At 72.6% G+C, this 13,231-nt stretch carries 20 protein-coding genes; 10 read left to right on the top strand and 10 right to left on the bottom strand.

Annotation, left to right across the window (positions count from 1 at the left end):
- Positions 1-31: 31 nt before the first annotated feature.
- From BIU90_RS04820 to BIU90_RS04810, 3 genes are read left to right on the top strand one after another with little or no spacing between them, the layout of a single operon-like run.
- A complete protein-coding gene (locus BIU90_RS04820) occupies positions 32-739 on the top strand; it encodes a DUF969 domain-containing protein (protein ID WP_071299109.1) in 708 nt (235 codons plus the stop codon).
- Complete coding sequence (locus tag BIU90_RS04815) at positions 736-1,815, top strand: DUF979 domain-containing protein (RefSeq protein WP_071299108.1); 1,080 nt, start codon at positions 736-738, stop codon at positions 1,813-1,815. Before BIU90_RS04820 ends, BIU90_RS04815 begins: the two co-directional genes overlap by 4 nt.
- Positions 1,802-2,842, top strand: coding sequence for a DUF2891 family protein (locus BIU90_RS04810; protein WP_071299107.1), 1,041 nt, complete (start codon positions 1,802-1,804; stop codon positions 2,840-2,842). Before BIU90_RS04815 ends, BIU90_RS04810 begins: the two co-directional genes overlap by 14 nt.
- A 77-nt stretch (positions 2,843-2,919) precedes the next feature.
- Here BIU90_RS04810 and BIU90_RS04805 read toward each other — a convergent pair whose 3' ends face one another.
- The 6 genes from BIU90_RS04805 to pxpA all read right to left on the bottom strand — a co-directional run bounded on the left by BIU90_RS04805 (position 2,920) and on the right by pxpA (position 6,740).
- Positions 2,920-3,351: a VOC family protein gene (locus BIU90_RS04805; protein WP_071299106.1), complete on the bottom strand. Its 432-nt coding sequence runs from the start codon at positions 3,349-3,351 to the stop codon at positions 2,920-2,922.
- 4 nt (positions 3,352-3,355) lie between these two features.
- The gene (locus BIU90_RS04800; RefSeq protein ID WP_071299105.1) at positions 3,356-3,823 is read right to left on the bottom strand and encodes a VOC family protein; all 468 of its coding nucleotides are present in this window, start codon (positions 3,821-3,823) and stop codon (positions 3,356-3,358) included.
- 185 nt (positions 3,824-4,008) lie between these two features.
- The gene (locus tag BIU90_RS04795) at positions 4,009-4,311 is read right to left on the bottom strand and encodes a putative quinol monooxygenase (protein WP_071299104.1); all 303 of its coding nucleotides are present in this window, start codon (positions 4,309-4,311) and stop codon (positions 4,009-4,011) included.
- A 79-nt stretch (positions 4,312-4,390) separates the two neighbouring features.
- Positions 4,391-5,284, bottom strand: coding sequence for a biotin-dependent carboxyltransferase family protein (locus tag BIU90_RS04790; RefSeq protein ID WP_071299103.1), 894 nt, complete (start codon positions 5,282-5,284; stop codon positions 4,391-4,393).
- Complete coding sequence (locus tag BIU90_RS04785) at positions 5,281-5,949, bottom strand: allophanate hydrolase subunit 1 (RefSeq protein WP_071299102.1); 669 nt, start codon at positions 5,947-5,949, stop codon at positions 5,281-5,283. Before BIU90_RS04785 ends, BIU90_RS04790 begins: the two co-directional genes overlap by 4 nt.
- Positions 5,949-6,740 carry a LamB/YcsF family protein gene (gene pxpA, locus BIU90_RS04780; protein ID WP_071299101.1) on the bottom strand — a complete coding sequence of 264 codons (792 nt, stop codon included), beginning with the start codon at positions 6,738-6,740 and terminating at the stop codon, positions 5,949-5,951. The genes BIU90_RS04785 and pxpA overlap by 1 nt, the downstream gene beginning before the upstream one ends.
- A gap of 225 nt (positions 6,741-6,965) precedes the next feature.
- On the opposite strand from pxpA, the gene BIU90_RS04775 reads away from it, so the two are divergent.
- The gene (locus BIU90_RS04775) at positions 6,966-7,934 is read left to right on the top strand and encodes an AraC family transcriptional regulator (protein WP_071299100.1); all 969 of its coding nucleotides are present in this window, start codon (positions 6,966-6,968) and stop codon (positions 7,932-7,934) included.
- 4 nt (positions 7,935-7,938) lie between these two features.
- Here BIU90_RS04775 and BIU90_RS04770 read toward each other — a convergent pair whose 3' ends face one another.
- Positions 7,939-8,565 (bottom strand): hypothetical protein, encoded by a 627-nt coding sequence (locus BIU90_RS04770; protein WP_083403708.1) that lies wholly within the window; start codon positions 8,563-8,565, stop codon positions 7,939-7,941.
- An 80-nt stretch (positions 8,566-8,645) separates the two neighbouring features.
- On the opposite strand from BIU90_RS04770, the gene BIU90_RS04765 reads away from it, so the two are divergent.
- Positions 8,646-9,281 carry an MBL fold metallo-hydrolase gene (locus BIU90_RS04765; RefSeq protein WP_071299099.1) on the top strand — a complete coding sequence of 212 codons (636 nt, stop codon included), beginning with the start codon at positions 8,646-8,648 and terminating at the stop codon, positions 9,279-9,281.
- Positions 9,282-9,371: 90 nt separating this feature from the next.
- Complete coding sequence (locus tag BIU90_RS04760; RefSeq protein ID WP_071299098.1) at positions 9,372-9,866, top strand: hypothetical protein; 495 nt, start codon at positions 9,372-9,374, stop codon at positions 9,864-9,866.
- Here BIU90_RS04760 and BIU90_RS18595 read toward each other — a convergent pair.
- A complete protein-coding gene (locus tag BIU90_RS18595) occupies positions 9,835-10,125 on the bottom strand; it encodes a hypothetical protein (protein WP_175470138.1) in 291 nt (96 codons plus the stop codon). The genes BIU90_RS04760 and BIU90_RS18595 overlap by 32 nt on opposite strands.
- Between BIU90_RS18595 and BIU90_RS18880 the strand changes: the two genes are divergently transcribed.
- The 4 genes from BIU90_RS18880 to BIU90_RS04740 are packed head-to-tail and all read left to right on the top strand — an operon-like array spanning position 10,126 to position 12,103.
- Positions 10,126-10,320 (top strand): hypothetical protein, encoded by a 195-nt coding sequence (locus BIU90_RS18880; protein ID WP_217640896.1) that lies wholly within the window; start codon positions 10,126-10,128, stop codon positions 10,318-10,320. It begins immediately after the preceding gene.
- 10 nt (positions 10,321-10,330) lie between these two features.
- Positions 10,331-11,176 carry an alpha/beta fold hydrolase gene (locus BIU90_RS04750; RefSeq protein ID WP_083403707.1) on the top strand — a complete coding sequence of 282 codons (846 nt, stop codon included), beginning with the start codon at positions 10,331-10,333 and terminating at the stop codon, positions 11,174-11,176.
- Positions 11,173-11,763 (top strand): VanZ family protein, encoded by a 591-nt coding sequence (locus BIU90_RS04745; RefSeq protein WP_071299096.1) that lies wholly within the window; start codon positions 11,173-11,175, stop codon positions 11,761-11,763. The genes BIU90_RS04750 and BIU90_RS04745 overlap by 4 nt, the downstream gene beginning before the upstream one ends.
- 7 nt (positions 11,764-11,770) lie before the next feature.
- Positions 11,771-12,103 (top strand): hypothetical protein, encoded by a 333-nt coding sequence (locus BIU90_RS04740; protein ID WP_071299095.1) that lies wholly within the window; start codon positions 11,771-11,773, stop codon positions 12,101-12,103.
- A 147-nt stretch (positions 12,104-12,250) separates the two neighbouring features.
- Here BIU90_RS04740 and BIU90_RS04735 read toward each other — a convergent pair whose 3' ends face one another.
- Together BIU90_RS04735 and BIU90_RS04730 are read right to left on the bottom strand one after the other, a co-directional pair.
- Entirely contained in the window at positions 12,251-12,679 is a 429-nt protein-coding gene (locus BIU90_RS04735) for a phage holin family protein (RefSeq protein WP_071299094.1), read from the bottom strand.
- A gap of 118 nt (positions 12,680-12,797) precedes the next feature.
- Positions 12,798-13,148 (bottom strand): YciI family protein, encoded by a 351-nt coding sequence (locus BIU90_RS04730; RefSeq protein ID WP_071299093.1) that lies wholly within the window; start codon positions 13,146-13,148, stop codon positions 12,798-12,800.
- Positions 13,149-13,231 lie beyond the last annotated feature (83 nt).

The raw sequence follows: 13,231 nt of genomic DNA, 5'->3' as shown, positions 1-13,231 counted from the left end.
TTGTTGAACAATGCGGTCCAGACTGTCCCGCATGTTCGTCCTCATCGGAGTGGCCGTCGTCATCGTCGGCTTCGCGCTGCGCATCAACGCGCTGCTCGTCGTCACCGTCGCGGGGATCGTCACCGCGTCCATCGGCGGCATCGGCCCGGTCGGCATCCTCGACGCCTTCGGCAACGGCTTCGCGTCCAGCCGGTCGGTGACGACCTTCGCCCTGGTGCTCCCCGTCATCGGACTCATCGAGCGGTACGGGCTGCAGGACCAGGCCAAGCGCCTGATCGCCAAGCTCGACCGACTGACCACCGGCCGCCTGCTCGCCGGCTACCTGGTGATCCGGCAGGTCACGGCGGCCGTCGGGCTCACCAGCATCGGTGGCCCGGCGCAGACCGTGCGGCCGCTCGTGCACCCGATGGCCGAGGGGGCGGCGACCAAGAAGTACGGTCGGATCGACGAACGCATGCGCGAGAAGATCAAGGGGTACTCGGCCTCGTCCGACACCGTCGGCGTGTTCTTCGGCGAGGACGTGTTCGTCGCCGTCGGCTCGATCCTGCTGATCACGACGTTCGTCGACGCCACGTACGGCCTGGCGCTCGAACCCATCGACCTGGCGCTCTGGGCCATCCCGACGGGCATCGCCGCGCTGCTGGTCCACGGCACCAGGCTGCTGCTGCTCGACCGGAAGCTCGACCGGATGGCCGCCGACGTCCGCGGCACCACCGAACCGGCAGGGGTCGCAGCATGATCACCAGCGAGTGGCTCTACTGGCTCATCGGCGCGTTCTTCATCGCCGTCGCCGTGCTCATCGTCACGGACACCACCCACGCCAAGCGTCTCGGCAACGCGGCGTTCTGGGGCATCCTCGGCCTGTCCTTCTTCTACGGCACCTTCGTCGCGGCGAAGACCGCACCGGCGTGGGCACTCGGCGTCGCCGTCCTGGTGATGGTGGCGCTCGCCGGGCTCGGGTTCACCGGCACGACCGCGCCGAGCCGGACCCGCGTCGCGAGCGTCCCCGGCGCGGGCACCGGTGCCCAGACCGGCCCCGCTGAACCGACCGGCGCGATGCCGCAGCGCGACGGCAGCAGCACGAGCGTGCTCGCGACGACGACGGCCGACGAGCGCGCTGCCTCGGCGACCCGCTTCGGCAACCGGCTGTTCATCCCGGCACTCGTCGTCCCCGTCGTGGCCGTGCTCGTCGCCACGCTCGGACCGCTGGTCTCGATCGGCGGGAAGCCGCTGCTGGCCGAGGGCAGCGCCACCCTGACCGGACTCGGGATCGGATCGGTGCTGGCCGTCGCGGTCGCCGTGTTCGTGCTCCGGCCGCCGTCGCTCGCCACCCCGGTGCGCGAGGGCGGACGCCTGCTGCAGGCGATCGGCTGGGCGGCCCTCCTGCCGCAGATGCTGTCGACGCTCGGCATCGTCTTCACCCAGGCCGGGGTCGGCACCGCCGTCGGCACGATCATCAAGTCGATCCTGCCGGACGGGTCACTGTTTGCCGCCGTGGTGGTCTACTGCCTCGGCATGGCGCTGTTCACGATCATCATGGGCAACGCGTTCGCCGCGTTCCCGATCATGACCGCCGCCATCGGGTGGCCGGTCCTGGTACAGGGCTTCGACGGCAACCCCGCCGCGGTCTTCGCCATCGGCATGCTCGCCGGCTTCTGCGGCACCCTGGTCACGCCGATGGCCGCCAACTTCAACCTGGTGCCGGCGGCGCTGCTCGAGATGCGGGACAAGTACGGCCCCATCAAGGCGCAGATCCCGACCGCCGCCGTCCTGCTCGTCGTCAACATCGGAGTCATGTACCTTGTCGCCTTCTGATCTGGACCGTTCCGCCTGGGCCGAGCGCTTCGCCGCCGTCGCACTGGACAACGTCACCCGCGAGTACCCCTACGCCGCGCACCACACGACCTCCGGTCCGGACGACCGGGCCCTGCCGGTCGAACTGCACCCCGCGTTCGCCACGTCGTACGACTGGCACTCGTCGGTCCACATGCACTGGTTGGCGGCACGCTTGGTCGCGTTCGGCCTGACGGCCAGCCAGGAGGCCCGGGTCACGTCGGTCCTGCAGGCGCACCTGAGCGCGGACCACCTGGCGACCGAGGCCGCCTACCTCCGCGGCACACCGCACTACGAGCGCCCCTACGGCTGGGCATGGCTCATGCGGCTCGCCGCCGAGGTGTCCACGTCCGAGGCACCGGCGATCCGCGCCCTCGCGCCGGGCTTCGCACCGGTCGTCGACGTGCTCGACGAACTGGTGACCGCATGGGTGGCCGGTGCCGCGCATCCCGTCCGACACGGCGTCCACAGCAACTCGGCGTTCGGGCTGCTGCTCGTGCTCGAGGGTGCCCGGGCACTCGGGCGTGACGAGCTCGCGACGACGGTGTCCCGCGCTGCCGTCGACTGGTTCGGCGGCGATGCCGGCTGGCCGTTCGCCTGGGAACGCAGCGGGCACGACTTCCTGTCCGCCGGGTTCGCCGAAGCCGATCTGATGCGTGCCGTGCTGCCCGCAGCGGAGTTCGTTGTGTGGGCCCGCGCCTTCTTCGCCGAGATCCGCGCCGGCGACTCGGTCCTGACGCCGACCGTGGTCCGCGACGAGCACGACCCGCAGCAGGTGCACCTGTTCGGGCTCGATCTGTCCCGCGCTGGCGCTGCCCGCCGCATCGCGGACGCCCTGCGTGCCACTGACCCGTCCGACACCGCGCTGGCGGACCTGCTCGACCCCGCGGCCGACGTGCTGCTGGCGTCCGGGCTGCAGGCCAGTGTCGGCGAGGAGTACTTCTCCACGCACTGGCTGGCGAGCTTCGCCTGGGATGCGATGGAGGCGCGGGAGCACGCCGCTGGCTGACGCCTGCGCCACGGAGCGCAACGACCGCTACCGGCCCGGGCGCAGGACAGAGCCGACGTCGCAAGTGATCCGACGGGCTACCGGACGGCTGGTCGGCGGCCAGCGGACGACGTGAACCGCAGGAGGTACCCGTCGGGATCGGTGACGCAGAACTGTCGGACGCCGACTGCGTCGTCGTCGATCCGGTACCACTTGGTCTCCGGTCGCATGAAGAGCTCGACCCCGGCGCCCTCGAGCTCCGCGGCGAGGGCCGCTGCGTCGGGAACGGTGATCTGGAGGTTCACGCCGCGTCCGAGCGGGCGCTCGAGCGGGCCGGTGATCCAGTCGCGTCCGACGCCCACCTGGTCGAGCATCACGTGCGCGGTGCCGAGGATGAGGTACGCGAACCCTTCCTCGGGCCGGGCGTAGCGGACGCTGAAGCCGCAGCGCTGGACCCAGAACCGCAGGCTGGTGTCGAGGTCCGTCACCAGGAGTTCCGGCACGAGTGCGGGGTCGACGTCGGCGGTCATGTCGTCATCGTGGCAGCTCGCATGGTTCGCGGCGCTGGCGGTACGGGGTGTCCGGCGCGACGAAGACGCAGAACGGGTGCCCGGACGGGTCGGCGAACACGATGAGCGGCTCCTCCTCGTCGTCGGTCCGGTCGTGGAGGACCGCCGCTCCCAGGCGGAGCGCGCGGGCCCGCTGCTGTTCGAGGGCCTCGATCGTGTCCACGGTCAGGTCGAGGTGCAGCATCTGCGGCGGCGAACCGGTCGGCCACTGGGGGCGTGGCAGGTCGGGAGCGAGCTGGAATGCCAGGCGACGGGTGCCGTCCTCGGCGGTCAGCACCAACCAGTCGGGTTGCTCCGACTCGTCGGCGTCGGGAGCATCTCCGTCGCGGTACCGCAGCCCCAGGAACTCCCGCCAGAACTCGGCGAGCTCCCGAGGTGCGGGGGTGTCGATGACGGTCTGCAGGAGGTGCGGAACCTCGTCGGGAACAGGCATGCCCCTGTCTACCTGCCCGGCCGTCGTCCCGCTACGGTCGGGAGCGTGGAGCGCATGGACTGGACGGTCAACCACTTCTCGCAGAGCAAACCCTTCGGCGCCGGGGAGGACGACCTCACCATGACCGTGTACTTCACGCCCGAGCCACGCCCCCGCTGACCTCCGACGGAGCTGTTGCCCCCGGGCTACAGCCCGATCGTGCGGTCGAAGGTCCGGGTGACCGGCGGCTCGGCGAGGATCGCGGCCAGGGCCTCGGCCTTGCCCTCGGGGGTGGCGCGCCAGGCGACGTAGGCGTCGTGGTCGGCGGCGGTGGTCCAGCGTTCGAGCACGACCAGCCGGGTCGCGTCGGCGTCGTCGACCAGGACTTCGAGGGACTCGTTGCCGGTGAAGGCGCGGGTCTGCGCGAGGGTCTCGCGGATCGCGGACTCGATCGTCGTCGCGGGCAGGTCGTCGCGGAGTCGGACCTCGAGGAACACGGTCATCGTCATGGGGACACCCTTCGTCGTCGTTCGCACAGCAGCGGTCTGCGTGCGGTCGAGTCAACCCGGACCGGTGCCGCAGTGTTCCTCACCCGATGATCCGGAAGCGGAACGTGTCGCCCGGACGGAGCTGCGCGGCCCGGTCGACCGACGACGGCGTCAGCACCCCGACGACCGGGTAGCCGCCCGTCACGGGGTGGTCGGCGAGGAACAGCACGGGGTGGCCCTCGGGCGGGACCTGGAGCGACCCGGTCTCGACGCCCTCGCTCGGCAGTTCGCGGGCGACGGCACGGACCAACGGCACCGTGGCCGAGGTCCTCACACCGACGCGGTCGCTGTCGGCGGTGACGTGGTGGTCCTGCTCGGTGAGGGTCGCCCGCCACGCGGGGGTGAACCAGTCGTCACGCGGACCGGGCGTCACGTCGAGGACGACGGGGCCGCTCCACAGCGGCGGGGCGACGGCGTCGACGCACGGCCACGCGTCGGCATCGGGGCCCGAGGCGCGAGGGTCCCCGAGTGGCAGGACGTCTCCCGTACGGACCGGGGCCGGACCGAGTCCCGCGAGCGAGTCCCAGGAGCGGCTGCCCAGCACGGGGTCGACGGCGACGCCCCCGCGGACGGCGACGACGGCACGGAGGCCCGTGGCCGGCATCCCGACGCGGAGCACGTCGCCGGGGCCGAGCGACACGACCTCGTACGCGGCGGCACCGCGCACGCTGCCGTCCGTGCGCGCGACCTCGACGGGGCAGGCCGCGCCGGTCACGGACGCGACCACGTGCGCATCGGAACGGAGTGCGACGGAGCCGAGCAGGGCCTCCAGGACGGCTGCGTGGGGACGGTTGCCGACCAACCGGTTGGCCAGTGCGGCGGCTCCGCGGTCGGCGGCGCCGGCTGCTCCGAGGCCCATGTCGCTCAGGCCGGGCCGGCCTCGGTCCTGGACGGTGACGCCGTAGCCGACGTGCTCGACGGTCAGGGTGCTCATCGATCGGCCACCACGAACCGGAGGGGCGTGCCGGCGGGGGCGAGCGCGGGCGGGTCGCGGTCGAGCGACCACATCTGCACGTCCGTGCGGCCGATGAGCTGCCAGCCGCCGGGGGAGGCGCGTGGGTAGACCGCGCTGAACTCACCGGCGAGTGCGACGGACCCGCTCGGCACGACCGTCCGGGCACTGGCACGTCGGGGGAGGTCGAGCGGCGGCTCCGTCCCGGTCAGGTAGCTGAAGCCGGGGGCGAAACCGCAGAACGCGCTCGTCCAGACCTGGCCGGTGTGCCAGGTGACGAAGGCCTCGACCGACATGCCGGTCAGGGCTGCGACGGCGTCGAGGTCCTCGCCGTCGTAGGTGACGGGGACCGCGACGGGCGAGACCGGCGAGCCGGGCGCGACCGCGACGGGTGGGACCCCACCGACCGTCGGGATCCCGGCGGCCGCTTCCGGTCGCACCGACCCGAGCGCTGCCCGCACCCGTCCGGCGTCCGTGCTGTGGTGGTCGAAGCGGACCAGGAGCGTCCGAGCGCCGGAGACGACCTCGGTGACGCCCGGCACCCGAGCGGCGAGCAGCGCCCCGCGGAAGGCCACCACCTGGTCGAGCGTGTCGAAGGTGACCAGGAGTGCAGCGGTCCCCGCCTCGCGCACGTCCACGGGAGCCATCAGGACCCCGACGACCCGGACGACCCCGACGACCCGGCGAACGGCGCGACGGTGATGCCCTGCGCGGTCAGCAGCGCGCGGATCGCCTGGGCCATGAGCACGGCGGAGGGGGAGTCACCGTGCACGCACACCGACTCGGCCCGGACCGGAACGTCCGACCCGTCGACGGCGGTGGCGACGCCCTCGGTGACCATGCGCAGCACCCGGGCAGCGACCTGGTCGGGGTCGTGCAGCACGGCACCCGGGGTCCGCCGCGACACGAGCGACCCGTCCGGTTCGTAGGCCCGGTCGGCGAAGGCCTCGGTGACGGGGCGGAGACCGTACCGCTCGGCAGCGCGGAGCAGCTCGGAGTCGGGCAGCGCGAGGACGGCGAGCGAGGGGTCGACCTCGGCGACCGCCCGGACGACGGCCTCGGCCTGGACCGGGTCGGCGCACGCGGTGTTGTAGAGCGCACCGTGCGGCTTGACGTAGGTGACGGCGGTACCGGCGACCCGCGCTGCGGCGGCCATCGCGCCGAGCTGGTGGACGACGTCGGCGTGGAGCTCGTCCGGCGTCACGGACACCGGTCGGCGGCCGAACCCGAGCAGGTCGCGGTACGCCACGTGTGCCCCGACGGCGACGCCCCGGGCTGCTGCTGCCCGTGCGGTCGCGAGCATCACCACGGGGTCCCCGGCGTGGGCACCGCACGCGATGTTGGCGCTGGAGACGACGTCGAGCATGGCCTGGTCGTCGCCGAGCGTCCAGGCGCCGTACCCCTCGCCGAGGTCGCTGTTGAGGTCGATGGTCGTCACGGTGCTCCCTGTCGCCAGCGGTTGTTGAACAATCTACCGATCGGGCGCGCTGAACTCCAGGGGCGCAGCTGGCGCAGGACCGAGCCGGTGCCGTGATGGTGACCGCCTGGAGGCCCGGTGCCGGTCCGTCGGGCCGGCACCGGGCCTCCAGACGGTCGCGTCGCGCGTCGATCCACCAAACGCGGACGTGTCGCGAACGTCGGCGATGTCGAGGATGGTGGAGGGGTGACCGAGTCGACCCTCACCCCCAGGACGGCGTCCCTCGTCGCCGTCTCGGGGCGGGACACCGACTCGGCGATCTCGTCGCTCGCCGGCATGTACGCGGGCCGCACCTGGTACTCCGCGACCCTCGACGAGGACTACTGGTACCGGTACGTCGCCGTCGGCGATGCCGGGCTGAGCATCCGTCGCTCCCAGATGCACGGCTACCTGCGCGGTGACGTCGCGACCGAGGGTGAGGTCGTGGTGCAGTGGCTCGACCAGGGGACCGCGCGCGTCGACGTCGGCCGGGACGAGGTGCGCATGACGCCGGGCGTTCCGACGCTGTTCCCGGTGGAACGTCGTTTCCGCATGGAGTACCATGACTGGGACCAGCGGCTCGTGCACCTCGGTGCGGGCCTGGTGCGGGACGTCGCCCGGGAGCAGGGCCTGTCGACGGGGCCCTTGGCCTTCGACCACACCGTCACGCCGGACCCGTCGAGCATCGCGGTCTGGCGGTCCTCGGTGGCGGGTGCGATGCGCGCACTGCACACCGGCGGCATCGACTCGTTGGCGTGGCACGAGGCGCAGCGCGAGGTCGCCCGCGCGCTGCTCCGGCTCTACCCCCTGCAGGCTCCCGAACTCGCCGTGGAACCGGGACAGCGTGCCGGGGCCCGGCTGCGGACCGCCCTGGCGTTCATCGAGGCGCACGCGCACGAGCCGCTGACCGTCGCGCAGATCGCCGAGGCTGCGGGGCTGAGCGTGCGCGGGTTGCAGGACTCGTTCCACCGGTCGCTCGGGGAGACGCCGATGAACTGGCTGCGCGACCTGCGGCTCCGTCGGGCGCAGGAAGAGCTGCTGCAGCTCCACCCGGGGGAGACCTCGGTCGGTGACGTCGCACGAGCGTGGGGGTTCACGCACATGGGACGGTTCTCGGCGGAGTACGCCAGTCGGTTCGGCGAGTACCCCAGGCACACGTTGCGCCGGTCGTCCTGACGGGTCAGCTGAACGACCGGAGCGCGTCGGCGTAGGCCGTGCGGTCCATCCGCGTCTCGGTCGTCACGGCCAGGCCGTGGTCGCCGACCCGCTGCGACCACACGCCGCTGCACGGGAGTTCCACGATCGTCGTGAGCCCGGCGCGCCACGCGGGGACGAGTGCGTCGACGCAGTCGTGTTCGGGCGAGGACCGGTGCCGGTCGGGCGCCATCCGCTCGTGCGCCCGTGCCGTGTCCCACACCTCGTGGTCCGGCGTCAGGGCGTCGTCGCCGAACGAGTCCTGCCACGTCGGCCCGAAGAGCTCGTCGAGCAGGGTCGACCGGAGCGCCGGGTCGAGCGTCGGTGTCGACAGGCGCTGGATCGTCTGCGGATCGCGAGGGAGCGCCGCGTGCCCCAGTGCCGCGCGCCACACCTCCGGCCAACCGTGCGCCCACGCAGCGAGGGGTGCGTCCGGGGCCGGCCGTGCCGGGGTCGGCGTCGCGAGCAGGAGCGGCGGGAGGTCGCCCTCGGGCTGCAACCCGTACGCCTCGCGGATCCAGAGCAGGTCGAGCAGCGGCCTCGCGCCGTCCTCGACGGTGATGACCATCTCGTGTGGCCACGGGTTCCCCGGCATCGGCTCCATCGACTGCATGCGACCCCTCCCTGTCGTGGTGCTCAGCCTGGCGCGGTCCCTGAGCCCGCGCAAGGGGCGCTCGTTCGTAGACTCCGGGCATGGACCTGACGAAGTACACCCACGCCACCGTCGTGCTCACGAAGGACGACACCACCCTCGTCGTCGACCCGGGCGCCTACACGCCGAACGCCGCCGAGCTGGTCGCCGGCACCACCGCCGTGCTCGTCACCCACGACCACCCCGACCACCTGGACGCCGACGTGCTGACCGCGGCGCTCGACGCCCAGCCCGAGCTGCGCGTCTGGGCCCCGGCGAGCGTGACCGCGGCGCTCGGCGATCACGACGGCCGTGTCGTCACGGTCGCTCCCGGCGACGCCTTCGACGCCGCCGGCTTCTCGGTGCAGACCGTCGGCGGCGACCACGCGGTCATCCACCCCGACATCCCGCTCATGACGAACGTGGGCTTCGTCATCGACGGCGCCGTCTACCACCCGGGTGACGCCTACTTCGTCCCCGACGTGCCCATCGAGACGCTGCTGGTGCCGACCTCCGGCCCGTGGGCGAAGCTCGGCGAGCTCGTCGACTTCGTCCGCGCCGTGCACCCGACCCGCGCCGTGCAGATCCACGACCTGATGCTGAGCGACGCCGGCAAGGGGTCGTTCGCCCAGTTCACGCAGCAGCTGACGGGGACCGAACTGGTGACGCTGGCCGAGGGAGAGAGCGTCACGATCTGACGCGACCACCCCCAGGACTGGAGGCCCGGTGCCGCTTGGCACCGGGCCTCGCTTCCTGCCATGCTCCTGACCAGGACCAGAGGGGGACGCATGGACACCGAGGCAGCGCCGACACGGCCGACACGGCCGGTGGCGGTCACGATCGCGGTCGTGATCTGGTGGCTGGTGTTCGGGGCCCGTCTCGTCGCCTCCGTCCCCGGTCTGGTCGGTGAACTCCGCACCGCTGGCCCCCTGCTGGTCGGTGCGGTCGGGGCCGTCGTCGTCGTCCTCGGATGGACCGCGCTGGTCGCGTGGGGAGCGTGGCGCATGGGTCGAGGGTCCAGGACCGCGCGGTTGCTGCTCGCGGTGTTCGCCGGGCTCGAGGGCTGCACGGTCGTGATCCAGCTGGCGACCGGCGGGGGTTCGTGGCTGCTCCTGGAGACCGCTGCACTCCTCGGAGCTGCGGTCCTGACCTACCTGCCGTCGGCCCGCGGGTGGTTCCCGAAGGCCGAGCGTCGGCCGCGTCGCGTCGAGCCGAAGACCATCGGCTGGGACCCCGAGACCGGCGAACGCATCACCGAGGAACCGGGCGTCGACTTGCGCTGACCGACGCTCCAGGAGCGTTCACCGGCCAGGCGGATGCCGGTGTCTCGGCGTCGGGGTCCGGCAGGACCAGGCCGATCGCGCCGCGGAGCCGTTCGCGGTGGGCGTCCCGATGGTCGACCTGCTGTTCGAGGCCGACCGAGACGCTCATCAGTGTCGACACCACGGGCCTCGGCTCGGCGACCGCTGCGGCGGCGGCAGCGGTGACGAGCTGCTCGAAGACCGCGGGGGCCGCCTGGTCGTCCTCAGTTCGACTGCGCACATGCGCGTCGGCGTCGACGTCGACGACCTCGACTTCGTCGCGCGTCAGTACGACCCGCAGATCGCCTACGCGCAGTCGAAGACGGCCAACTCGCTGTTCGCCGTCGGCGTGAAGGCGTGGGCGCGCGATCCCGGAGCGGCGCACCGGCTGTGGGTCGTGTCGGAGCAGCTCGCGGGAGGCCGCAGCACTCGCTAGGTTCGGGTCCATGGACGCAGTGCAGCGCACCACCACGACCCCCGACGGCACCCCGATCGCCGTCACCCGCCACCAGGGCGACGGCCACGCGGTCGTCCTCCTGCACGCCAACGTGGCGGACCGCCGCGCGTGGGACGCCGTGACCGCGGTGCTCGCCGACGACGGGCTCGACCTGGTGGCCTACGACCGACGCGGCTTCGGGGACACCCCGACGCCGACCGACCCGGCGTCGTTCACCCACGTCGACGACCTGCTCGCCGTGCTCGACGACCTCGGTCTGACCCGGCCGCTGCTCGTGGGCAACTCGATGGGCGGCGCCATCGCCCTCGACACCGCCCTGCTGCACCCGGACCGGGTGTCCGGCGTGCTGCTCATCGGTGCGGCGGTGTCCGGGATGACCGACGAGGACACCCCGTTCGACTGGGAGCTCGACGCCGCGACCGGACCGTTGCTCGAGCGCGCCGAGGCTGCCGACGCGTCGGTCGACGACCGGGTCACGGCACTCGCGCACCTCTGGCTCGACGGCCCCGCTGCCTCCGAGGGTCGGGTGACCGGTCCGGCGCGGGACCTGTTCGGCGCGATGAACCGACGGATCCTGCAGGTCGGGGCACCGGACGGTGCTGGGGACGCCGGCGTGGACGCCTGGACCCGACTCGGCGAGGTCGCCGTCCCCGTCGTCACGACCTGGGGCGAGCTCGACGTCCCGGCGGACGTGCCCTTCTACGAGGAGACCGCACGACGCCTGGGGCAGGGGCCGGCACGGGTGCTGCCCGCCACGGCCCACCTGCCCGGGCTCGACCAGCCCGAGGTGGTGGCGGACCTGGTACGCGACGCGGTCCGCACCGCGCGCACGTGATCAGCACCGTCCTCGCAGAGCACCCGACGCTGGTCCGGGTGCTGTTCTGGGTCGTCGTCGCAGCGTGCGCGCTCGTCGGCTGGTGGCTGCACCGACGCGGGGCCCGGGCAACGCTCACGGTCCTGACCGTGCTGGCGCTGCTCGGTGTCGCCGCGCTGACGCTCTCCCCGTCGGGCGACCCCGGTCCGGTGACGTGCACGGTGCAGTTCTCGGTGCCGTTCACCGGACTGGACACCCTGGCGAACGTCGCACTGCTGCTGCCCGCGGTGCTGTTCGGGGCGCTGGCAGCTGCGCGCCCGACCGCTCGGCCCGCCACGAGCCCCCTCGCGGTGTTCCTCGCCGGCTCGGGGCTCTCCGCGGTCATCGAGACCGTGCAGATGGTCGTCCCCGGGCTGGGGCGCGCGTGTGACACCGACGACTGGTGGATGAACACGATCGGTGCCGCCATCGGTGCGGTGCTCTCTCTGGCCATCCTGGTGCTGGATCGGCGTCGTCGTCGTATCCTGACATCGGAAGCAACGGCGGTTCCGGCAGAGTCCCGCGCACGGTCCACCCTCCCGGCGTCGAGACGTGGCACACCATCGTGAACGCAGCATGCCCGAACACATCATCGAGTACGTCGCCCGAGACCGAACGGGCATCACCGCCGTCATCACCGAGACCGGCGTCATCGACGTGGACACCGTGATCCGCAACATCCATTCCGGCCACTCCGGCTACTTCGTCCGCGCCGGTGACTGGCGTCGCGCGCCGGTCCGCAGCCTGTCGGTGCTCGGCAGCGCCTACCTGTTCGCGAACTGGGACGGGTCGAAGCGGAACAACCTGCACGACGTCGCCTTCCCGGCGCCGACCCGCAGCATCCGGACCGCACCCCGACGCCGCTGGTCCGGCTTCCTCAGCGCCCTGTTCGGCATCACCGCGCGCTGAGGAAGCTCGGCCGCTGCAGCGCCGGTCCCGGTCAGTCGCCCGGCCGCGGCGCCGGTACCGGTCAGTCGCCCGGCCGCGGCGCTCGTCGCGGTTCGCCACCCGGTCGCGCTAGGCAGCCCGCTCGTCGCGGTTCGCCACCCGGTCGCGCTACGCAGCCCGCTCGTCGCGGTTCGTCACCCGGTCGCGCGCGGACCGGAGCGTGTCCTTCGGCACGGGCGGGATCCCACGCCGGATCCCGCGGATCCCGACCAGCAGCAGCACCGCGGTGACGATCGCGAACACCGCGAAGGTGATGCCGGTGGCCGCCCACAGCGGCAGGACGATCGCGAGCAGCGCGACCGCGAACCCGGCCAGGGCGATCAGCGTCGTCAGCGCGAAGGCCACGGCGACTCCGGTGAGCACCAGGCCGTTCTTGGCACCACTCGCGCGTTCGCTGACCTCGCGGCGCGCCGACGCCACCTCGTCGCGGACGGCACGCAGCACCGGCTCGAGTGCCTTCTGCACCAGCCCGGCCGTCACGGTGTCACGGAACGAGGGCTTGCTGTCCGCGGTGTCGTCGCGGTCGGTGGTCGTCATGGGTGTCTCCTGTCGGGGCACGATGGCTGGGGGCACGAACGCACACGCCCGCCAACGGGACGCACTGCACCCGATGATCGTCACGGCCAGGGCAGCCGTGCTCGGGGACCTCGCAGCTTCAGCCCTGCAGCCGGCGCAGCTCGATCTTCCGGTTGCAGGCCACCGAGGCGTCGCGGGCGAACGTCCGCGCGGTCTCGGCGTCCGGCAGGTCGAGCACCCAGAACCCTGCGACGAACTCGTCGCCGCGGAACACCGAGCCGTCGCTGACGCCGGGGTCGCCGTCGCCGCGGGCGTCGACGACGAGGGCTTCGTCCGGTGCGGTGAGTCCGCCGGCGAACAGGATCTGGTGCTCCGCCACCAGGCGTTCGTTGAGCGCATCGACCGCGTCGCGCTCGGCCGCGGTGGCAGAGTCGGTCCGCCCGGCCGCAGCGGCCTGGCCGCTGTCGATGACGTTGACGAGGAACTGCACGGCGCACCATCTCCCTGGGTCGGTGCCGCTCATCCTGCTCGCGCTGGGCAGTGGTGTCCAGACCCGTCGGACGGGAGGCGCGG

This window comes from Curtobacterium sp. MCBA15_001, assembly GCF_001864835.1.
Lineage (GTDB): Bacteria > Actinomycetota > Actinomycetes > Actinomycetales > Microbacteriaceae > Curtobacterium.
The sequence above is the reverse complement of the archived record's forward strand: the minus strand, read 5'-3'. Positions and strand labels throughout refer to the sequence as shown.